Here is an 18264-nt window from a genome sequence, read left to right on the forward strand (position 1 = left end):
CACTCCACCCCCATTCTCCCACCCCCACCCCCGAACACCCGCCCCCCCCCCCCCCCCCCCCCCCCCCCGCCCTCCCCCCCCCCCCCCCCTCCCCCTCCCCCCCTCCCCCCCCCCCCCCCCCCCCCCCCCCCCCCCCCCCCCCCCCTCCCCCCCCCCCCCCCCCCCCCTTCCGTATGCCCAGATGCCCCTATGCCCCTGTGCCCCTGGGCTCGCGTGAGGGGCCCTCAGGCGCGCTGCGCGGCCAGTTCCTTCGCGGCCTCGGTGAGGTCCTTGGCGGTGTCGATGGCCCTCCAGTACGCCCCCTGGGGCAGCGGGAAGCCCGCCAGGCGCTTTTCGCGCGCGAGGCGAGGGAAGGTGGTCCGCTCGTGGTCGCCGAGGTCGGGGAGGAGCCCGGTGAACTCCGCGGAGAAGACGTACACGCCGGCGTTGATCAGGAACGGCGACGGCGGCGCCTCGATGAAGTCGGTGACGTGCCCGAAGGTGTCGGTCTCGACGGCGCCCCACGGGATCCGCGGGCGGGCCAGGGCGAGGGTCGCGACGGCGTCCCGCTCCGCGTGGAACGCGGCCATCTCGCGCAGCGAGAAGCGGGTCCAGATGTCGCCGTTGGTGGCGTACCAGGGCTGGTCGGGCGCGGGCAGGCGGGCGGCGGCGTACTTCAGGCCACCACCGCGGCCCAGCGGTTCGGTCTCGACGACCGTCGTCACCGCGAGGGGGAGGTCGGCGCTCGCCAGCCACTCCTGGAGCACCTCGGCGAGATGGCCGCAGGACACGACCACGTCGGTCACGCCTTCGGCGGCCAGCCAGGAAAGCTGATGGCCGATGATCGGGGTCCCGGTGCCCGGGATCTCGACCATCGGCTTGGGGCGGTCGTCGGTGTACGGGCGGAGCCGCGAGCCCTGGCCGCCCGCCAGGACCACGGCCTGCGTCGGAGAGGTGTGCATACGGGGAACGATAGGCGCCCCGTACGCGCCGGGCCGCTCAGCTCGCGCGCATGACGCCGGTCGCGTACGAGGTGTCGCAGACCGGGCGGGAGAAGGACTGGGCGCGGGAGGGGCCGTAGTGCTCGACGGCGGCGCGGCCGAGGGCGCGGGCGATCGAGAAGCAGTGCTTGGCGAGCGACGGCCGGTTCTCCACCTCGCGCTGGAGGTGGGTGAGGGCGGTGCCGGGGTCCTTCTCCTGAAGTTCCGCGAGGAGCTGGTCGCGCAGAATATCCTGCGGGGCACGGGACTTGGCCCGGACGGAGACCCCCGAGGAGGACGCCGTCAGCTGGGTTCCGGATTCCTGGCCGGCCCACGGCACCGCGGACACCGCGAGCGTGCCCGAGAGCACCAGGACGACAGGCAGGACGAGGGCGAGAGAGCGGCCGATACGGCGGGCAGTGTGCGTCACGGAGCGAGCGTAGCGGCCGGTAGTGATATGGCGACATTTAGTCACTCTCGCGAGGGATGGTTCGAGGTGTCTTTTCGAATCCCGTGTTGACGCGGGGGTCCGGCGCGGGCCCTGAATGCCGGGGTTTTCCGGGGTACGCCCGTTGTGGGACCCGGTCCGGCGGGTTTAAACGGACGGCCCCGCATCTGCAAGAGATGCGGGGCCGTTCGGCGCTGCTTTCGGTGCGGCCTTCCGGCGACTGGTGTCAGTCGCTGAGGCGGGCGCCCGTGGAGGTGGAGAAGACGTGCAGCTCGTCGGCGCGCGGCACGACGTGCAGCGTGGTGCCCTTGGCGGGGACGTCACGGCCGCCGACGCGGACGACCAGGTCCTTGTCCTCGCCGCCGACGCGGGTGGAGCCGTACACGAAGCCGTCGGAGCCGAGCTCCTCGACGACGTTCACGGTGACGGCGAGGCCGTCCTTGCTCGTCGCGCTCTGCACGTCGAAGTGCTCCGGGCGGACGCCGACCGTGACGGTGGTGTCGCCGTTGGCGGCCGCGGCGGCGATGGCGTCACGGGAGACCGGGACGACGCTGTTGCCGAACTTCACGCCGCCGTCGGTGATCGGGACCTCGACCAGGTTCATGGCCGGGGAGCCGATGAAGCCGGCGACGAAGAGGTTGGCCGGGCGGTCGTACATGTTGCGCGGCGAGTCGACCTGCTGGAGCAGACCGTCCTTCAGCACGGCGACGCGGTCGCCCATGGTGAGGGCCTCGGTCTGGTCGTGGGTGACGTAGACCGTGGTGATGCCGAGGCGGCGCTGCAGGCCCGCGATCTGCGTACGGGTCGACACACGGAGCTTCGCGTCCAGGTTCGACAGCGGCTCGTCCATGAGGAAGACCTGCGGCTCACGCACGATCGCGCGGCCCATCGCGACACGCTGACGCTGACCGCCGGAGAGCGCCTTCGGCTTCCGGTCCAGGTACTCGGTCAGGTCGAGGATCTTCGCGGCCTCCTCGACCTTCGCGCGGATCTCCGACTTGTTCACGCCGGCGATCTTCAGCGCGAAGCCCATGTTGTCCGCGACCGTCATGTGCGGGTACAGCGCGTAGTTCTGGAACACCATCGCGATGTCCCGGTCCTTCGGCGGCAGGTGCGTGACATCCCGGTCGCCGATCCGGATCGCGCCCGCGTTCACGTCCTCGAGACCCGCCAGCATGCGCAGCGAGGTCGACTTGCCGCAGCCGGACGGCCCGACCAGGACCAGGAACTCGCCGTCGGCGATCTCGATGTCGAGCTGGTCGACAGAGGGCTTGGTCGCCCCCGGGTACACCCGGGTCGCCTTGTCGAAAGTGACAGAAGCCATGGTGATACATCCCTTCACCGGCAGGAACGTGCCGGACGATCCGAGTAAAGGAAGGATTGAGGTCTAGTCCACCTGGGTGAACCGCAAGTGACGCTACCCCCCTCCACCCGATCTGTCAGCCCTCCCACCCCCATGACATTCCCCACCACCCCCCGCCCCCCGTTGGTTACACTGCACTCGCTGCCTCCTTAGCTCAGCTGGCCAGAGCACCGCTCTTGTAAAGCGGGGGTCGTCGGTTCGAACCCGACAGGGGGCTCCAGGCAGGAACGTCGAAGACCCCCAACCGATCATGGTTGGGGGTCTTTGACATCTACGGGTGACATCAACGGCGGCGGTCGGGTGGCGCTGGGCGTTTCTTGAGGAGCCGGTCCATGTGGCTGATGGCCTCGCGCTGGGTGTCCTGGACGACGTGGGTGTAGACGTCCATGGTGAGGCTGATCTGGCTGTGCCCGAGGATCTCCATCACGACGCGAGGGGCCACGCCGGCCGCGGTGAGGAGCGTCGCGCAGCCGTGCCGGGCGTCGTGGAGCCGGATGAGCCGGAGTCCGGCCGCCTCGCTGACGCGGACGAAGGAGCGGTGGACGTTCCGGGGCTCGACGGGACGACCGGTGCGGGTGGCGAAGACGTAGCCCGTGGCCGACCACTCCGTACCGGCCGCTTCGTACGTCGCCTTCTGCCGCATCCGGTGCCAGCGGAGGGGAGCCAGGCACATGGCGGGGAGCGGGATCGCGCGGGAGCGGCGTCCCTTGGTCTCGTCGTTGTAGAGCACCCCGCGACGACGCTGGACCTGCTGGCGGACCAGGAGGACGCGGTTCTCCAGGTCGATGTCGCTCCAGCGCAGGCCGACGATCTCGCCCCGGCGGAGCCCCATCGCGATGGCGAGGACGAAGGCGGCGTACAGCGGGTCCCGGCGGGCGGCGGCGAGGAAGTCGAGCGTCTCGTCGAGGGACCACGGGCTGAGGTCGCGTACGGCGGCCCTGGGCGGCTCCACGAGCTTGGCGACGTTCCGGACGATCAGCTCCTCCCGGCAGGCGGCGGAGAGGGCCGTACGCAGCACGCGGTGTGACTCCTTGGCGGTGGCCGCAGTGGTCTTCTTCTCCAGCTGGAGGAGAAAGCGCCGGACGTCGGGAACGCTGAGGGACTCCAGCCGCTTCGTGCCGAGCATGGGGGAGAGATAGAGGCGGACGTGCGCCTCGTACTTGTCGTACGTGCTGAGCTTGCGGCGCGGCTTCACGACGCTGTCCAGCCAGTACGCGAGCCACTCGGAGAGTTTCGCCGAGCGGGTGGGTACGGGGGTGCCGCTGGCGACCTTGTCGAGGAGGGCGCGGCGTTTGGCGTCGCACTCGGCCCAGGTCTTGCCGTAGGCGAACTTGCGGGCGCGGGTGCCGTCGGGCTGGAGGACGTAGACGGCGGCCTGGAAACGGCCGTCCTTGCGCTGGGTGATGGTGCCGGCGCCGTTGGGGTTGCGCTTGCGCTGGGTGGCCATCAGGCGGCCTCCTCGATCTCGTAGGTGATGAAGTTCCGTACGGCGTCGACCGGGATGCGGCGGGCGCGGCCGACGGTGATAGAGGTGAGGCGGCGCGAGCGGATGAGGTCGTAGACGGTGGAACGTCCGAGCTTGAGCCGCGCCATGACCTCGGGCACGGTCAGCAGTTCGTCGGTGGGGAGGGTGGCGGTGGTCATGCTGCGGCTCCTTCCGGTACTTCCGAGGCTTCGAGGGTGAGTTGGTCGCGTAGGGCTTCGCGGGCGGTCTGGCGGTTGAGCTGGATTCCGCGCGAGATGGTCGCGGCGAGGGCGGCCTCCCCGGGGGTGTGGCCGTGTCCGGCGTACTGCCAGGAGGCGAGGACGAGGACGGTGTCCGGGTCGGCGCTCTGGACGTCGTGCTCTTGGGCGGCGCGGTAGTCGGCGCGGATCTGGCGGAGGGCACCGAGGGTGGTGGAGTAGCGGCGGGACTTGGTGGAGAAGTGGCCGCGGAAGCCGAGCATGTGGGCCCAGGCGGTGAGCTTGCGGTCGGGGTAGAGCGGCGCCAGGTCGAGGCAGGCCTCGATGAGGCGGCGAGGGTGGTCGGCCACATCCAGGAGGTCGAGCACTTCGCGGTTGCCGATCCGGCGGTCGAGGCTGCCGGTGGTCTCGGCTGCCTTGGTGGCGTACTTGGCGACGTACGAGGCCACGGCCTGCTCGGTGATGTCGGAGCCGTCGCCGAACGCCTTGACCGGGCGGATGTCGAGCTGGCGGCCCCACTGGAACCGTCGGCGCGGCTGGTCTCCGGCGGCCGGGACGGTGATGGTCGTGTACGCGTGGATGGTGGCGGCGCGGATCGCGTCGTCGAGGAGCTGCACGGTGGCCCACGAGGGTGGGGCGGTGCCGGGCCCGTCGGGTCCGTCGAGGCGGATCACGGCGTGGAAGTGGATCGCGCCGCGCTTCTGGAACTCGGCGACCTTCCCGTACGAGACCCGTAAGGCGCCCTTCAAGTCGCGCTGGGTCAGCCCGGCGTGGGCGGCGAGCTCGCGGCGGAGGCGGTTGGTGAAGCGCTGCCAGAGCTGGCCGGCGTTGTTGTTGAACAGGACGGCGCCGGCGTAGTCGTACGACTCGGGGTCGAGCGCCGTGCCCAGGGCGGGGTCGTTCTCCGGGTGGCGGGTGCCGCAGCGGCAGGCGCCGCGGTCGGGCCGGTTGTGCACGGGGCCGAAGGACGGGGCGGTGAGGGTGGCGAAGACCCGGGGGTGGTCGCGGACGGCCGCGGGGATGGCCTTGGACTCGTCTCCGGCCAGGCCCGCGCGGATCAGGTGGTAGGTGTCCCCGGCGTACGTGTGGGCGCAGGAGGGGCAGCGGGAGGCGCGGCGGTTGCCGCAGGCGACGCGGAGGCGACCGCCGGGCTCGACCTCCGTGGAGTATCGGCGGAGGGTCTCGCCGGACGAGCGGTCCTTGGCGAGGGACCAGCCGGTCAGGTGGACGGGGTCGGAGCAGCCGCCGGTGCGGTGCACCTGGTCCCGCCAGCGGTCGAAGTCGGGGGCGGCGGCGACTCGGAGAACGTCGTGGAGGGTGGCCGGGTCCAGGCCCACCGCGGTGGCGGCGGTGCGCTGATCCATGATGGGTGTTCCTTCCGGTTGAGAGATCGGTGAGGGGTACGGCTCCCGGGCGGCGGATGCTTGGCGGTATCGAGGCCGCCCGGGGGCCGGTCAGCGACGCTGGCGCTTGGTCGGGGACGCCATCAGCGAGCGGACGACGAGGGCGCAGACAGCGACCGAGGCGGCGGTGACGGCGGTCGCGAGGAGCATCGAGACCAGGACCGTGCCGACGACCAGGACGACGGCGGTGCCGGCGCCGATGGCGGCGAGCGCAGTGCCGGGGGTGATCTGGACGGTGGGCCGGGTCGGGGTGAACGGGGCGATTGGGGCGGGGGCCGGGACGACCGGGGCCGCGGGCTGCTGCGCGGTGTGGATCGCGGTCGGCTGGACGACGGCGGGCGGGGTGACGAGCCCGGTCGGCAGCGGCATGGTCGGGATCTTGGGTCGGAGCATGGGTGGTTCTCCCTTCCGGGTCAGGTCACTTGGAGATCGCGGTGTCGATGACGGGGGCCAGCAGGCTGTCGGCGAGGAGGAAGCCGCCGAGGAGGATCACGGCGACGAGCCACCAGGGCGGGCGGATGAGCTTGATGCCGAGGGCGCCGACGACGATCAGGGCAAGCCAGAGCGGGACGTCCACGAGGAGCTTCCGTTCAGTCGGAGATGCGGCAGCGGTGGGTGCGGGCCGCGAGCTGGGCGGCGGAGGAGCTGGAGTAGTCGGAGGACCAGCCACAGCGGTCGGCGGTGCAGACGGCGGCGTATTTGGTGCGGCCGTGGCGGTCGCGGTGGCTGCCGATCTGCACGGGGCCGATGCGGATCACGGAGTGGAAGTGGTCGCGAGGGGACATGACGTTCTCCGTTCTGATCAGGCGAGTTGGGCGGCGATGGCGTCAGCCATGGGTGCGGGGACGCCGAGGCGGGCACGCAGGGTGTCGGTGTCGATGGGATGGCCCGTACGGGCGTAGTGGTCGTCGGCGAGCTTGCGGGCGTGCGCGACCAGGGCGGCGGGGACGGGCACGGCGGGTGTGGCTACGGGTGTGGGCGGGGCCGGCTCCAGTTCTGCGACGGCATCGGACTCGGGGACGCGTTCCGGATCGGCCGGCATATCTCCGATCGGATCCGGCTCGACCACGGGGTGGGTCTTCGTGGTCGTCGGTGCCGGGGAGTGGGCGAGGAGCGTGCCACCGAGGAAGGCGACCGCGGGCCATCCGGCGATGCCGAAGCGCAGCCAGCCCGGCGGATGGGCGAGGTCGAGGAACCCGGCGGTGGCGACGTTCGCGCCGAGCGAGGCGAACAGGGAGACCAGGAACCAGCACCAAGCGAGCCGGGACGAGCCGTCCGAGCGAAGCCGGCGCCAGGCTGCGACCAGGAGCAGGTCGACGGAGACGGGGTAAGCCCACGCCTTCCAGCCGGTCTGTCCGGCAGCGGCGGCAAGGTCGTGCAGGTGGGCGAAGGACAGCGCACCGGCGATCAGGGCTTGGACCAGCACGGCGTCGACGCGGAGCTTGCTGGTCATGTCGGCACCTCCTTTGCAGGCGTTCTGGGCATGGCGGGGTAGGGACGTGGCGCGCGATGCGGTCGCGCCGACCGAGTGGGGCGGGGAGGGTCAGGCGGTAGCCGGGGACTCGGCAGACACCGGAGCCGGAACCTTGACCGGGTGCACGGGCGGCTCAACGGCGGGCCGGAAGGCGGCGAGGCCGGGCAGGTCCGGGACGAGGTGCGCGTACTTGTTGCAGGCGTTGACGGCCGTACGGAGCGAGGTGTGGGGCGTACGGATGCGGGCCCAGCCGCCGGAGGCGTCGCCGGTGATCGCGAGGCCGGGGGCGTCGACGGGGATCTGGACGGTGGCGAGGACGGCGTCCGGCGCGATGTCGCCGAAGGCCATGTTGGCGCTGGTCTCGTCGTTGACGCGGTGGGCGGTACGGGCGCTGAGCTGAGCGCGGAGCATGGTGATGCCCTTGCCGAGCTCGGAGCCGAAGCGCTGCCCGCAGATCTCCAGGTAGATGCCGGCGGCGCGGCCGAGCTGGGCGAGTCGAGCGAGTGAGGTGATGATCCGGTCTCGCCGCTTCTCCTCCTCCTTCGTGGCGAAGAGGGCGAGTTCGGCGACCTCGTCGACGAGGAGTACGACGGGGACGGGACGGAGGTGGTCGGGCAGGTCCCAGATGCCGGCGGCGATATCGGCGTCCGGGGTGTCGGCGGTGATGCGCTGTTCGGCACGGATGAGTTGGTAGACGCCTTCCATGTGCGCGATGAGGGCGTCGAGGAGGTCGGCGGCGGTGTCGGGGTTGTCGGCGAGGGCGGAGAAACGACGGGCCAGGGGGAACAGCTCTACCCCTTGCTTGCAGTCGATCCCGATCAAGGCCACTTCCTGAGCGGCAAGTTCGGCGACCAGGTTCCGCTGGTAGACGGACTTCCCGGACTTGGTGGCTCCGATCGTGAGGGCGTGCGGGGTGGTGCGGTAGTCGCGGTAATGAACGGCGCCGTCCTCGCGCAGAGCGACCGGCAAGCGCATGGCCGAACGCTCGACGCCGACGGGCATCTGAACCCGCTTGAGCACGTCGTAACCGGTCATCCGCAGTTCGACCACGCCGGAGCGGATTTCCCGCGAGGCCACGCCGTGCATGCCGAACGAGTGCCGCAGCCGGTCGCACGAGGCAGCCACGTCGAAGGCGTCCTGTCCGGGCCGGAGCCCAAGCCGTAAGACGAGGCCGGTCCGGGTGGGTCGAAGCCGCAGGATGCGCGGGGCCCGGGGCTCCGGCACGGGCCGGTTGGCCATCCGGGCGATGGCGAGACGCCAGCGGGGCGGAGGAACGGTCAGCCCGCAGGCGTCCATGACCGAGGAGTAGCGGACCAAGACCCGGATGGTGGCGAGTACGACACCGAAGGTCAGCCAGTACCAGGCGGGCCGCCGCCACCGCAGGAGACCCGCGAGGGCGACGACCAACACGACGGAGACGATCAACCACCGCATGATCAGGCGGCCTTCGGGGGCGCGGCGCTGGCAACGAGCGAGGTCACGGCGACGGCGCGGAAGGCGATTCCGTGCCGACGCTGGCCGTTGAACTCGTTCTCCCAGGGGCGGGCGATCAGGCCGGTGACCGCGACCGGGGTGCCCATGACGAGGTCTGCGGAGACACCGGTCTCCGGGACGGTCACGGTCAGGATCTCGACCTCACCGTTCGCCGCGAACATCACGTCCACGGTCGACAGCGCGGCGCCGGTCTCGGCGTCCATGGCGCGCTCGCCGGTACGGCGGTCCTTCACCTTGGGCTGCGGGGGCTGGGCGACCATCACGGAGGCCGCGGAGGTGTCGACGGGGATCTGACGCACAGAGATCACTCCTCTAGAAGTGCCGAACTCCGTCACTCATGTATATGAGCGACATGAAGAAGAGTGCCCGACTCCTATACATGAGTCAACCCGCCCGGACGAAGAAGTCCAAGCGGGTTGCGAAGAGTTGACCGCGCGTCAGTCGGCGGCAGGGATGCGGTACTCGAAAACGAACTGGTCAGCGGCCATGAGGGTGTCGCAGACCTCGACGACGCGACCGGTCTTGGTGACGGCGTTCCGCAGGAGATGGATGACCGGAGCCCCAGGGCTCAGGGCGAGTTCGGAGGCCTCAGCCTTGGCGGCCGGCCGAGCCTGCAACGTCTCGACGAACTCGGTGAAGACATGCCCGTCGTCCTCCAGGCGGGCGTAGATACCGCCGGGACCGGGGTTCTCAGAGAAGAGCTGAGGGATGTCCTTGACCACGTCCCACGGTAGGTAGGAGGAGGCGGTCTCAACGGGCACTCCGTTGCGGAAGTAGAGACGCCGCCGCGCGAGCACCTGCGTACCGGTGTCGACACCCAGCCGCTCGGCGATGTCCTCCGGCGCTTCCATCGGCCCGATGTAGAGGACGCTCACCTTGGCGGTGGCCCCAGACTGGGCAGACTCAGCGAGGTAGGCAGCCTTCCCACCACGGCGGTGCGAGGCCCGGAACCGATCCGAGGAACGCAGCCGCACGGGCGGCCGGTCCTTCACGATCGACCCCTTACCGTGCCGTGTCTCCACGAGCCCGCTCGCACGAACTTCGACCATCGCCTTACGGATAGTCCCGCCGGCGACGCCGTAGCGCTCGACGAGCTCGGACTCACTCGGCACCAGGTCCCCAGGCTTGAGAACCCCAGCGTTGATCTGCTGCACGATGTCCTCGGCGATCTGGACGTACCGAGGTACGGCCCTCCCACCCCCTGCTGTCGTTCCCATAGCCCTTCTCACTCTCCTATGCTCCTGTACATGAGTAACAGCGCCCGAGAGACGACGTCAACGCCACTGCACTCCGTGTCCGTCGCGGGCGCGGTCGTACGCGAAGATGGCCGCCTCCTGGCGATCCGCCGCGCGGACAACGGCACCTGGGAACTCCCAGGCGGCGTCCTCGAACTCACGGAGGCCCTCGAAGAGGGCGTGGCCCGCGAAGTCTGGGAAGAGACCGGCATCCGGGTAGAGGTCGAGGAACTGACCGGCGTCTACAAGAACACCACCCGAGGCATCGTCGCCCTGGTCTTCCGCTGCAAGCCCACAGGCGGCGAGGAACAAACCTCCTCTGAGTCGACCGCGGTCGAGTGGCTCACTCCGGCCGAGATCGCCGACCGCATGGCCGAGGTCTACGCGATCCGCCTCCTGGACGCCCTGGACGAAGCGGGCCCCCACGTCCGCAGCCACGACGGCCGGCACCTCCTGAAGAAGTCCGCGTGACGGAGCCGAAGCAGCTGAACGAGTTCGAGAACGTCTACGACTTCCTGGACCGGGTCCGCCTACACCCCGAAGGATGGGTTTGCCACGGTTCTCTGACGCACCTGGGCGCCATGCTCGCCGGCTACCGAGTAGCCATGGCGGTGTACAACGCCGAAGAGGACTTCCCCTTCTGGACGCCAGGCAACGTATCGCCCTTCGACGCTTGGCTCGGCCAGCGCAACGGCGGCCTGCCGTCCCTGGGCTGGGCAGTAGAGATCGAGCGCGAAGCCGAGACCACCAACACGCCAGCTATTGAGCTGTTCTTCACCCTGTTCGATCGGTTCCAAGCCGAGCGCCAGCAGCCGACGCGGTAAGAGTTTCCCTACTGCATCAAGGCACCCGCCGCGCACGGCGCGGCGCGCGCGGCCCGGCGTCCGGGCCTGCGCTCCTGTCTGCGCCCCGCTCCAGCCCGGCCGCCGTCCGCACGCCTGACAGCTCCGGTTGATGGGTGGCGAACCCCTCTGTGGCTGGGGCGGTCGGCTCCACGGCTTTAGGCAGCCACTTTGGGGCGAGCCTCTAAGATCATGGCCCCAACGTCGTGCTTTACCGGGCAGGTCCACAGACTGCCCGACGCGCCGGAAGCTTACGGGGCCATGATCACTCGCCCCAAAGCAGCTCCAGCCCAAAGCCGCTCCGCCGACCGCGCCGTCAGCGAGAGTAACGACTCGGAGTGCCCACTAGCTCCGAATCTACTTAGATGTTCGGCGCGTAGTGCGTGAAAGGAGAGGCTTTGGGCGCCGCGAGGTCACACCCTTGGGGGGCTGAGGTTGGTCGCCCGCTTCGATGTGGTGCATCTCGTCGTCAGGCGCCCAACCAGAAGGCCGATTGCCGCTAAAGAGGAAGCCCGACGCCAATCGCACCAACTGGTTCCTCCCGGCGGCCTCGTGGAGGTATTTAGACCTGGGGCGACCATCCAATCCAATGGACAGCCAAGCGCGTGCGCCCTGGGTGTCCAGTGCATCAACGAGCGACGCTACGAAGGCATGTGCTTCGAACAGGTCTATAGTAGTGGCGCCGTAGGGTTGAACCCCCTTGAGCCAGTTGTAGTACGACCTCCTGTAGCCGCCAGCCAATTCTGCCGCGTTAGATTCGGTTACCCCGAGCCATTGGGATAGGTCGGAGACGGCGCGTAGTGCCCGTTGCGCTCGGCTTTCTGTCGTTGGCGCATCAGGCTTTCGCTCTAGATTTTGAATTGACTGAATTAGTGAGCGTCTCAACGCCTCGTCGCGTTCTAGCGATGCAGGCGTCCAAGGATCGAAAGCGGGGGATACATCCGCAGTAGACAGGAACAGTGCATTCGTATACCTGCCCTTGAGGAGATCAAGAGTGTCTCCAGCGCTCGCCTCGGGCAGCGCCGGGATGGCCGTCAAGAGCCTCTGCAGGTTGTCCCGAACAACTGCGACCGCCGCCCTGGCCGGAGCGAGCTCTTGGAACAGGCACTCCGTCACGCCGGTGGCGGACGGCGTCTGGTCGATGTCCCAGTCCCGTGCGTACCTGTCCAGAATCTTCGAAACGTTACTCACCGGTCCCCCTATCGGTAGTAACTGCGCAGTGCTTCGGTGGTTTCCATCTCGAAAGCCAGTAGCGCATTGCGATGCAGGGCATCGATCGAATGCAAAATCTCAGCCACGTCAAACCCTCTAGACCCTTGACGTGAAGAGTCATTGTCGAGCACGTACGTGAGTTCGCCCGACTGGTCAACCTGAAGGCCATGCCTCATTACGAGACTGTGGTGATCGCTAGGGGTAACCTCAATCACCTGCATGGCTGCTCTAAAGCGGTCCCCAATCCCTTCATAGAGACCGCTCTGGAACAGCTCTGCACTGATGAATGAGCGCCAATCGTTCGGCTTGATGACATCAGGGTGAGTGATCTGGTTTACGTACCGCAAGCCGATTCGATGTTCTACGGCGGGGGAAATGTTCTCCCCGACGGCGATGGCCACTTGCTGCAACCGTGCTCGAAAGTTCTCCCAGCCATCATAGGCGGTGGTTTCGATGGAGAAATGATCGGTTTGCAGCGATACGACCCAGTGTCCATCGCTTGTTTTTAGCTGCCAGCCGCGCATGGCCTGTGTAGGTGAAGCCGTTATTCCGGCGCTCTGCCCCATGGCCAAGCTGACGCCTTGAATGACATTTTCCGAGAGGTCTGTAGTCCAGTCCAAGGCGGACTTAACCTTCAGGGCCCTTACAGCATCGCTGGCGGCGTACTCGGTTTCATGTCGCACCTGGCAGACAACCAACGCCACTGGAGGTCGACTGAGCCTCTCGTCCTCTGGTTCACGCGCAAGCCAACTCACCCCTGGCTCAACCCCTGCCGCTGCCATCGCCTCCACCACCAGGTTCCGGTCGAACTTTCACGAACCTGCACACCCTGACTGTCTCGTCCACTGAAGCAGCTGTCAACTACAGAATCGCATCCATCGGACACGTAACGTGACATGGCTGTCACTCGTTGCTGAACTTCTGGTGGGGCTTGGCCAGAGCTGTCAGCTGGCGGTAATCCGTGACGGACAGTTGGTCCAGGCGGGCGAAGCGAGGGCCCAGGATCGCGATGGTGTCGCCGGCCTCCACCCTCAGCCTGTCTACTGCCTCACGCCACCAGTTTTGCGTCGCCGGGCTGGGGTCGGTTCCTTCTGAGAGTAGGACGATCTCGGCTCGCCTCGGCGTGAGGCGACTATCGACCTCAACCGCCCACTCCACGATCTCCTCGTCCATAAGTCGTGCCGCCGCCAGGTCGGATGCCCGTAGTTCGCCGAGCATGGTGCGCACGGGGATCTGGATGTATTGGATGAATGGACTTCCCATTGCGGGCCGCTCGCGCAGCCAGGCGACAGCCCTCCCTACCATCTCCTGGGCGCGCTCGTCCTCGAAGCCCTTGAGTCGGGGCTGGTTGGCCAGCCATCCCTTTTCTACGGGGTACTCAAAGCGGAGATCTGCAACCCACAGCCCGGGCGCCTCCTGGGTGAGGAGTGGCACATGGAGCAGGTAGTTGATCTTCCCTTGGCGGATCAGCTTCTTCTTGCCGCCATCCAGATGGTCCATGTCGACGATGGGTGAAACTTGCACAAAGGGCTTCACGGGCAACTTTGCATCGGCCTCTGCCAGGTCACAGGTGCCCGAAGTGATCAACGCCCACTTGGGTAGATCGTCGTCGTGTACCTGCATGGGGATGTCCCCGGTGTACTCCTGGGCGTGATCGTGACTCGTCTGCGTGAGCGGCGCCTCGCAGGTGCCGTGAAAGACGAGTGGCGGGCACGGGACAACGTCACCCTGCGTGAACTGTTCGAGGGCATCCAATGCGCCCGCAGGCCATGCCTCGCGCGACATCGGTAGACCATCATCGACGAAGCTAGCCATCTAGCCCCCCGGCCGCTCTGTGAGTTGGATGGGGGATAACTCTAGCCCGTTGGCTGACGATCAGCTGGAGGGTCGGTGACGGCAGGACGCTGCGGCGAGGACCCCCAGACGCCGCCCGAGGGTCCTCGCTGCACTGTGCTGCCGCTAGCCGAAGGCCGACTCCAGTAGTTGATGTTCGTCGTTGTCCCCGCAAGCGGAGGTGTCGGGAGTCGGAAGGCGGTGACCGCGGCTCTCAGCAACGCGCAGCACGTCCCGCAAAGCTCCCGTCAGTTCTGCCACAAGTGCTTCAAGATCGTCCTGGCTCGCCTCCTCGTCGCCGAGTACTTGTGCTGCGTGCTCAACGAGGGCAGCCGTCGTATTTAGCTGTGCAGCTTCGATGCTGTCGGCTAGGCGGGAGAGGCGGCTGTTGGAGCTGTCGGCACTCAGGTAGCAGGGCTTGCCGTTGGGGCCTGCCCATGGGAGGAGGCGGAGCTCGCTATGGGGTGTCATCCTGCCGGTCCTCTCTCAGATGTCGTGTGGTGGGTGGTGAAGAGGATGTCGGTGCGGTCGCCAGGGAGGATCAGGAGTGCTGCCTCAATTACTTGGCCAGTGCTGTCCGTTGAGACGCGGGTGATCGCGAGGATGGCCAGGGTCGAGCTGATGCGGAGGGCTGAGGCTTCCTCTGGGGTTGGATGGCGGGCTCTGACCTTCTCTCGGACTTCCGTCAGTCCCAGGTGGTGCCACGAAGGCGTGGCAGTGGCCTGGTCGCGCGGGACGTAGATGCGGGCCAGGCTGTGCGGAGACTCTCCCTGGTGAGTCAGGCAGAGGAACTCCGTTAGTGGGGTGCGCGAAGGGACCTTGAGTAGGGGGATTAGGTCGCCGCGTGCTCGGAGGTTGGTGGTGCGGATCGTGACGTGGAGGTCTGTGTCCGGGGTGAGGCGGCCTCCGGTGTAGGTGAGTTTGCGGAGGGGGTGGCGGACGAAGTTGCCCTTGCCGTGGATCTTCTCGATCAGGCCTTCGGCCTGGAGGAGCGCGAGGGCGTTGCGCAGGGTCGGGGTGCTGACCTTGTAGGTCGCGGCGAGTCGAGGTTCCGAGGGGAGGCGTTCGCCGGCCTTGAGGCTGCCCGTGGCGATCTGGGACCTGAGGTCGTCGGCGATGGTGTGGCGGAGGGACGGCATGGGGTCGGTCACCACCTTCTGAGCACGCGTACGGCGATCAGGCGCGTACGGGTGTGCATGGTCAGGAGTTCGCCCGATTCGAAGAGGAGGCGTTTGGCTCCGCCGGGCAGTTGGCGGAGGTCAGCCACTCGGCACGGTTGGCCGCCGATTTGGATGACGTCGCCGCGCTGCACGGTGGCCGTGGTGATCTCGATCGGGGAGGCCAGCGCGCCGCCGAAGGGCAAGCCGGTCATGACGCTGCCTCCGGTGACGTTGTCGCGGAGTGGCAGGAGCAGGCGCACGCCTCGTAGACGACCGGGATGCCGATCGGTGCCGTCGTCGGGGCGGAGTGCGCGCACTCGTGATGCGTGCCGATACGGCATGCGCTGGATCGGTAGGGCGTGGTCGTTGCCGAAGGGACGCGGGTCATCCCTGGACCTCCGCCGGCGCGAAGCAGGTATGGGCGAGGAGATGGTGTGGGACGGGTGCCGAGCGCTGCCGTGTGCGCTGCTCGCCGGCCAGGACGTACGGGCGGACGAGGGTCGTCTCCTCGCCCCGGAGGAGGTCCGTGCGGTCCCGGAGCTGTCGGAGGAACAGCGTCAGTTCGTCGGACGGGTTGGGGTGGATGAGCGTCGGGCGGATGGGGGCTAAGGCGCCGCGGTACCGGGCCTGTTGGGAGTACCGCTCCCTGGTGCGCGCGATGGCGTGGCGGATACGGTTGAACATGCTGATCAGCTCCTATCGCTGATGGCCAGGTCCCCGGACATTGCCCGTCGCGGGGACCGCTTTGTTCACGGCGGCCCAGAGGGTTCGGCCGCCCAGGCTGGTGGCGAGGAGACCGAAGCGGTCTGCCTGTGCCAGGACTTCAAGGACATCCCGCCATGTCTCGGCGGGGAGTGGTTCCGGTACCTCCGCTTCGATCGATGTGTGCCTGGCGTGCTTCTCCATGCGTGTGGTGAGCCCCACGGCGGACAGCCGGGCGGCGAGGGCCTCCGCGCTTACTTCTGGGGCAGACACAGGGCAGCCTCCGTTACCGGCGATCACGTTGAGTGAAGCTAGTTAACTAGATTAGAGCTAGTGGACTAGATTTTCCATATGCCTGAGCAGCCGCCCTATCTCCGCATCGCCGACGTACTCCGGCAGCGGATCGCGGAGCACGAGTGGACGCCTGGAGATCGGCTACCTTCCCGGGCTCAGATCGCCCAGGAGTGCGGTGTGGGCGAGAACGTTGTCCGTCGGGCCTAGGAGCTGTTGATCTCCCAGGGCGTGTTGGAGGGGCGGGCCGGGTCAGGGACCTACGTTGCCGAGCCGCGGCAGCGGGTGCGGATGGTTCGGTCCGCGGCGCGCGAGCAGCCGGACGGGTCGCCGTTCCTGGCCGACATGAAGGCCGTGGGGCGGAACGGCGGGTGGGAGAGCCGGACCGATGCCAAGGTTCCTGCGCCGGCGGAGATCGCTGCGCGGCTTGGGATCGGTGCGGGCGATCTGTGCGTACGGACTGTGTACGAGTTTCTCGCCGACGGGCGGCCCGTGCAGCTGTCGACGAGCTGGGAGCCGTACGACCTCACCGGCGGGACGCTCGTCGTCCTTCCCGAGGGCGGGCCGCACGCTGGGGCCGGTGTCGTGAACCGGATGGCCGAGATCGGCGTCGTGGTTGGCCACGCCGTGGAGCAGCCGGAGCCGCGCCAGGCAACCGCCGAGGAAGCGTCGCTCCTCGGGATTCAGAAGGCCGCACTCGTCACACACATCCGGCGGACGTACTACAGCGACGAGGGCCGCCCCGTGGAGACGGCGGACATCGTCGTCCCTGCCTCCCTGTGCGAGATCGTCTACGAGATTCCTGTTAACCGCTAGGCAGGGGTGTCAGTGCTCGGGCATACCGTCTGGCCATGGCGAACAGACCAACTGAGAACTGGCGTGCCTGGATGGCGGAGGAAGCTCGCGCGGTAGCAGCCGGAACGCTGGATCCGGAGTGCGCCGGCGCGGCGCAGATGTATCCCGAGTCCCTCTTGCAGGCCACAGACACAGCGTTGGAGGCGTACGAGGCGGACGTACGAGCCTTCCGAGAGCCGTCTGACGCAGAAGTCTTCGGGGCGATCGAGAAGGTCGTCCTGGCGCTCAACGCCGTCGATGAGGACGACAGCCATGGCGGCGCCTGTTACTGCACGGAGGAGCGGGAGCAGCTGTGCGAGTACATCGACACCACCTTGGGCGAGCATGGCGTCGATGTGGCGGCCCTGGCGGCGAGGAGGGGTATCAATCGCGCCGAGATCACTGACGATTGGCGCGACTGGTGACAACAGCGGTCTCACGAGGGGTGAGTCGCGGGCCGGAGCTCGCTAGCCAAGGTCGGTGGCAGGACTAAGCCGACTTCACCGGATCGGTGGTGATGGCTCCCGTCCACCAACCCGATTCATCGCTCGCCTCCCAGGAGATCGTCAGCGGTCGGCCGGCCAGTTCCTCGGCCTTGCCGTGTGCAGCTGTCTGAGCTTCGGTGGGTTCGCTGTCGGAGCTGGGCTGGACGAGGTAGCCGTCGACAATGCCGCCGGAGAAGTGCATGGCATAGCGCCACACGTCGGGCGTGCGGTACAGAACGAACGTCTTCGGTGTTCCAAGCCTGTCCCGCCAGTGCCTCCGCCCGCTCTTCATGCCTGCACGGTAGCGGTGGCTGCCCGGCAGCCACCGGTGTGTTTTCAGCTCGGATATCGTCCGGCCCGACCCATCAGTTGCTATCGGGGGTGGCATGCACAACGAGCGGCACGATGAGCGGCTGTCCGATGAGGAGCTGGAGCTGTTCGTTCAGTACCTGCACCGGTTCGCGAACCACGACGTAGACATCTGCCTGGCGCTGGAAGCAGGAGATCCCGAGAACCCCGTCTACGTGATGTGCGGCAGGGACTATCCCCCGGTCGGGGAGGCCTCGGACTATCGGCGACCGTTCGCGGATCGGCGACAGCCGACATCCACAGCTGACATCAACGAAGGTGGATGACAGCAGTCCATCACGGCCTCTCACGGTGTTCGCGAGCTGCTGTTCGAACCTGCCAGGGGCCTGCCAGGGGTAGCCCGATCGAACTTGTAAAGCGGGGGTCGTCGGTTCGAACCCGACAGGGGGCTCCAGGCAAGAACGTCGAAGACCCCCAACCGATCATGGTTGGGGGTCTTCGGCGTCTGCGGGCGCGGGTGCCGGCCAGTGGGTCGAC

At 67.9% G+C, this 18264-nt stretch carries 24 protein-coding genes, 1 tRNA gene and 1 pseudogene; 6 read left to right on the plus strand and 20 right to left on the minus strand.

Translation table 11 applies throughout. The features are described 5' to 3' along the window. Nucleotides 1–224: 224 nt before the first annotated feature. From ACZ7G1_RS30045 to ACZ7G1_RS30055, 3 genes are all read right to left on the minus strand, one after another. The gene (locus ACZ7G1_RS30045) at nucleotides 225–941 is read right to left on the minus strand and encodes a nucleotidyltransferase family protein (protein ID WP_470878719.1); all 717 of its coding nucleotides are present in this window, start codon (nucleotides 939–941) and stop codon (nucleotides 225–227) included. Nucleotides 942–978: 37 nt separating this feature from the next. Beyond that, nucleotides 979–1389, minus strand: a complete 411-nt coding sequence (locus tag ACZ7G1_RS30050) for a hypothetical protein (protein WP_470878721.1) — start codon at nucleotides 1387–1389, stop codon at nucleotides 979–981. Between the two features lie 244 nt (nucleotides 1390–1633). Continuing rightward, on the minus strand, nucleotides 1634–2731 hold the full coding sequence (locus ACZ7G1_RS30055; RefSeq protein WP_470878723.1) for an ABC transporter ATP-binding protein: 1098 nt from the start codon (nucleotides 2729–2731) through the stop codon (nucleotides 1634–1636). A 182-nt stretch (nucleotides 2732–2913) separates the two neighbouring features. Here ACZ7G1_RS30055 and ACZ7G1_RS30060 point away from each other — a divergent pair. Continuing rightward, nucleotides 2914–2990, plus strand: a tRNA-Thr gene (locus ACZ7G1_RS30060). Nucleotides 2991–3053: 63 nt separating this feature from the next. On the opposite strand, the gene ACZ7G1_RS30065 is transcribed toward ACZ7G1_RS30060, so the two are convergent. The 10 genes from ACZ7G1_RS30065 to ACZ7G1_RS30110 all read right to left on the minus strand — a co-directional run bounded on the left by ACZ7G1_RS30065 (nucleotide 3054) and on the right by ACZ7G1_RS30110 (nucleotide 10041). Next, complete coding sequence (locus ACZ7G1_RS30065; protein ID WP_470878725.1) at nucleotides 3054–4217, minus strand: tyrosine-type recombinase/integrase; 1164 nt, start codon at nucleotides 4215–4217, stop codon at nucleotides 3054–3056. Next, nucleotides 4217–4414 (minus strand): helix-turn-helix domain-containing protein, encoded by a 198-nt coding sequence (locus ACZ7G1_RS30070; protein WP_470878727.1) that lies wholly within the window; start codon nucleotides 4412–4414, stop codon nucleotides 4217–4219. Before ACZ7G1_RS30070 ends, ACZ7G1_RS30065 begins: the two co-directional genes overlap by 1 nt. Next, nucleotides 4411–5817: a replication initiator protein RepSA gene (gene repSA, locus ACZ7G1_RS30075; protein ID WP_470878729.1), complete on the minus strand. Its 1407-nt coding sequence runs from the start codon at nucleotides 5815–5817 to the stop codon at nucleotides 4411–4413. The genes ACZ7G1_RS30070 and repSA overlap by 4 nt, the downstream gene beginning before the upstream one ends. Nucleotides 5818–5907: 90 nt before the next feature. Then, nucleotides 5908–6249: a SpdD-like protein gene (locus ACZ7G1_RS30080; protein ID WP_470878731.1), complete on the minus strand. Its 342-nt coding sequence runs from the start codon at nucleotides 6247–6249 to the stop codon at nucleotides 5908–5910. 25 nt (nucleotides 6250–6274) lie between these two features. Further along, entirely contained in the window at nucleotides 6275–6433 is a 159-nt protein-coding gene (locus ACZ7G1_RS30085) for a hypothetical protein (protein WP_317873146.1), read from the minus strand. A 13-nt stretch (nucleotides 6434–6446) separates the two neighbouring features. Further along, entirely contained in the window at nucleotides 6447–6641 is a 195-nt protein-coding gene (locus tag ACZ7G1_RS30090; protein ID WP_470878733.1) for a mobile element transfer protein, read from the minus strand. 17 nt (nucleotides 6642–6658) lie between these two features. Next, entirely contained in the window at nucleotides 6659–7309 is a 651-nt protein-coding gene (locus ACZ7G1_RS30095) for a DUF2637 domain-containing protein (RefSeq protein WP_470878735.1), read from the minus strand. A gap of 90 nt (nucleotides 7310–7399) precedes the next feature. Then, nucleotides 7400–8764: an FtsK/SpoIIIE domain-containing protein gene (locus ACZ7G1_RS30100; protein WP_470878737.1), complete on the minus strand. Its 1365-nt coding sequence runs from the start codon at nucleotides 8762–8764 to the stop codon at nucleotides 7400–7402. A 2-nt stretch (nucleotides 8765–8766) separates the two neighbouring features. Further along, the gene (locus ACZ7G1_RS30105) at nucleotides 8767–9123 is read right to left on the minus strand and encodes an SCO3933 family regulatory protein (RefSeq protein ID WP_470878739.1); all 357 of its coding nucleotides are present in this window, start codon (nucleotides 9121–9123) and stop codon (nucleotides 8767–8769) included. Between the two features lie 138 nt (nucleotides 9124–9261). Beyond that, complete coding sequence (locus ACZ7G1_RS30110) at nucleotides 9262–10041, minus strand: GntR family transcriptional regulator (RefSeq protein WP_470878741.1); 780 nt, start codon at nucleotides 10039–10041, stop codon at nucleotides 9262–9264. 18 nt (nucleotides 10042–10059) lie between these two features. Between ACZ7G1_RS30110 and ACZ7G1_RS30115 the strand changes: the two genes are divergently transcribed. Together ACZ7G1_RS30115 and ACZ7G1_RS30120 are read left to right on the plus strand one after the other, a co-directional pair. Then, nucleotides 10060–10530 (plus strand): NUDIX domain-containing protein, encoded by a 471-nt coding sequence (locus tag ACZ7G1_RS30115; RefSeq protein ID WP_470878742.1) that lies wholly within the window; start codon nucleotides 10060–10062, stop codon nucleotides 10528–10530. Then, the gene (locus ACZ7G1_RS30120; RefSeq protein WP_470878744.1) at nucleotides 10527–10883 is read left to right on the plus strand and encodes a hypothetical protein; all 357 of its coding nucleotides are present in this window, start codon (nucleotides 10527–10529) and stop codon (nucleotides 10881–10883) included. Before ACZ7G1_RS30115 ends, ACZ7G1_RS30120 begins: the two co-directional genes overlap by 4 nt. A 1217-nt stretch (nucleotides 10884–12100) precedes the next feature. Here ACZ7G1_RS30120 and ACZ7G1_RS30125 read toward each other — a convergent pair. The 6 genes from ACZ7G1_RS30125 to ACZ7G1_RS30150 form a co-directional block, all read right to left on the minus strand. Next, on the minus strand, nucleotides 12101–12895 hold the full coding sequence (locus tag ACZ7G1_RS30125; RefSeq protein WP_470878745.1) for a TIGR04255 family protein: 795 nt from the start codon (nucleotides 12893–12895) through the stop codon (nucleotides 12101–12103). A 121-nt stretch (nucleotides 12896–13016) separates the two neighbouring features. Continuing rightward, a complete protein-coding gene (locus tag ACZ7G1_RS30130) occupies nucleotides 13017–13928 on the minus strand; it encodes a hypothetical protein (RefSeq protein ID WP_470878747.1) in 912 nt (303 codons plus the stop codon). A 485-nt stretch (nucleotides 13929–14413) separates the two neighbouring features. Continuing rightward, complete coding sequence (locus tag ACZ7G1_RS30135; RefSeq protein ID WP_470878945.1) at nucleotides 14414–15085, minus strand: GntR family transcriptional regulator; 672 nt, start codon at nucleotides 15083–15085, stop codon at nucleotides 14414–14416. Between the two features lie 8 nt (nucleotides 15086–15093). Next, nucleotides 15094–15318, minus strand: coding sequence for a hypothetical protein (locus ACZ7G1_RS30140; protein WP_470878748.1), 225 nt, complete (start codon nucleotides 15316–15318; stop codon nucleotides 15094–15096). Between the two features lie 172 nt (nucleotides 15319–15490). Continuing rightward, nucleotides 15491–15790, minus strand: a complete 300-nt coding sequence (locus ACZ7G1_RS30145) for a hypothetical protein (RefSeq protein ID WP_470878750.1) — start codon at nucleotides 15788–15790, stop codon at nucleotides 15491–15493. Nucleotides 15791–15802: 12 nt separating this feature from the next. Beyond that, a complete protein-coding gene (locus tag ACZ7G1_RS30150) occupies nucleotides 15803–16081 on the minus strand; it encodes a hypothetical protein (RefSeq protein ID WP_470878752.1) in 279 nt (92 codons plus the stop codon). Nucleotides 16082–16159: 78 nt separating this feature from the next. On the opposite strand from ACZ7G1_RS30150, the pseudogene ACZ7G1_RS30155 reads away from it, so the two are divergent. Then, nucleotides 16160–16915 (plus strand): annotated as a pseudogene (locus ACZ7G1_RS30155) (GntR family transcriptional regulator). Nucleotides 16916–16950: 35 nt separating this feature from the next. Continuing rightward, nucleotides 16951–17358 (plus strand): hypothetical protein, encoded by a 408-nt coding sequence (locus tag ACZ7G1_RS30160; RefSeq protein WP_470878753.1) that lies wholly within the window; start codon nucleotides 16951–16953, stop codon nucleotides 17356–17358. A gap of 64 nt (nucleotides 17359–17422) precedes the next feature. Here ACZ7G1_RS30160 and ACZ7G1_RS30165 read toward each other — a convergent pair whose 3' ends face one another. Further along, entirely contained in the window at nucleotides 17423–17710 is a 288-nt protein-coding gene (locus ACZ7G1_RS30165; protein ID WP_470878755.1) for a hypothetical protein, read from the minus strand. Between the two features lie 94 nt (nucleotides 17711–17804). Between ACZ7G1_RS30165 and ACZ7G1_RS30170 the strand changes: the two genes are divergently transcribed. Beyond that, nucleotides 17805–18053, plus strand: coding sequence for a hypothetical protein (locus ACZ7G1_RS30170; RefSeq protein WP_470878757.1), 249 nt, complete (start codon nucleotides 17805–17807; stop codon nucleotides 18051–18053). Nucleotides 18054–18264: the final 211 nt, after the last annotated feature.

This window comes from Streptomyces sp. NPDC037273, assembly GCF_055603625.1.

Coding starts and splice junctions, on each gene's coding strand:
- ACZ7G1_RS30135 (WP_470878945.1), bottom strand. CDS start 15,085: ATGCCGTCCCTCCGCCACACCATCGCCGACGACCTCAGGTCCCAGATC.
- ACZ7G1_RS30100 (WP_470878737.1), bottom strand. CDS start 8,764: ATGCGGTGGTTGATCGTCTCCGTCGTGTTGGTCGTCGCCCTCGCGGGT.
- ACZ7G1_RS30125 (WP_470878745.1), bottom strand. CDS start 12,895: ATGGCAGCGGCAGGGGTTGAGCCAGGGGTGAGTTGGCTTGCGCGTGAA.
- ACZ7G1_RS30070 (WP_470878727.1), bottom strand. CDS start 4,414: ATGACCACCGCCACCCTCCCCACCGACGAACTGCTGACCGTGCCCGAG.
- ACZ7G1_RS30065 (WP_470878725.1), bottom strand. CDS start 4,217: ATGGCCACCCAGCGCAAGCGCAACCCCAACGGCGCCGGCACCATCACC.
- ACZ7G1_RS30160 (WP_470878753.1), top strand. CDS start 16,951: ATGGCGAACAGACCAACTGAGAACTGGCGTGCCTGGATGGCGGAGGAA.
- ACZ7G1_RS30110 (WP_470878741.1), bottom strand. CDS start 10,041: ATGGGAACGACAGCAGGGGGTGGGAGGGCCGTACCTCGGTACGTCCAG.
- ACZ7G1_RS30055 (WP_470878723.1), bottom strand. CDS start 2,731: ATGGCTTCTGTCACTTTCGACAAGGCGACCCGGGTGTACCCGGGGGCG.
- ACZ7G1_RS30130 (WP_470878747.1), bottom strand. CDS start 13,928: ATGGCTAGCTTCGTCGATGATGGTCTACCGATGTCGCGCGAGGCATGG.
- ACZ7G1_RS30140 (WP_470878748.1), bottom strand. CDS start 15,318: ATGACCGGCTTGCCCTTCGGCGGCGCGCTGGCCTCCCCGATCGAGATC.
- repSA (WP_470878729.1), bottom strand. CDS start 5,817: ATGGATCAGCGCACCGCCGCCACCGCGGTGGGCCTGGACCCGGCCACC.
- ACZ7G1_RS30170 (WP_470878757.1), top strand. CDS start 17,805: ATGCACAACGAGCGGCACGATGAGCGGCTGTCCGATGAGGAGCTGGAG.
- ACZ7G1_RS30115 (WP_470878742.1), top strand. CDS start 10,060: ATGCTCCTGTACATGAGTAACAGCGCCCGAGAGACGACGTCAACGCCA.
- ACZ7G1_RS30090 (WP_470878733.1), bottom strand. CDS start 6,641: ATGTCCCCTCGCGACCACTTCCACTCCGTGATCCGCATCGGCCCCGTG.
- ACZ7G1_RS30165 (WP_470878755.1), bottom strand. CDS start 17,710: ATGAAGAGCGGGCGGAGGCACTGGCGGGACAGGCTTGGAACACCGAAG.
- ACZ7G1_RS30080 (WP_470878731.1), bottom strand. CDS start 6,249: ATGCTCCGACCCAAGATCCCGACCATGCCGCTGCCGACCGGGCTCGTC.
- ACZ7G1_RS30145 (WP_470878750.1), bottom strand. CDS start 15,790: ATGTTCAACCGTATCCGCCACGCCATCGCGCGCACCAGGGAGCGGTAC.
- ACZ7G1_RS30045 (WP_470878719.1), bottom strand. CDS start 941: ATGCACACCTCTCCGACGCAGGCCGTGGTCCTGGCGGGCGGCCAGGGC.
- ACZ7G1_RS30095 (WP_470878735.1), bottom strand. CDS start 7,309: ATGACCAGCAAGCTCCGCGTCGACGCCGTGCTGGTCCAAGCCCTGATC.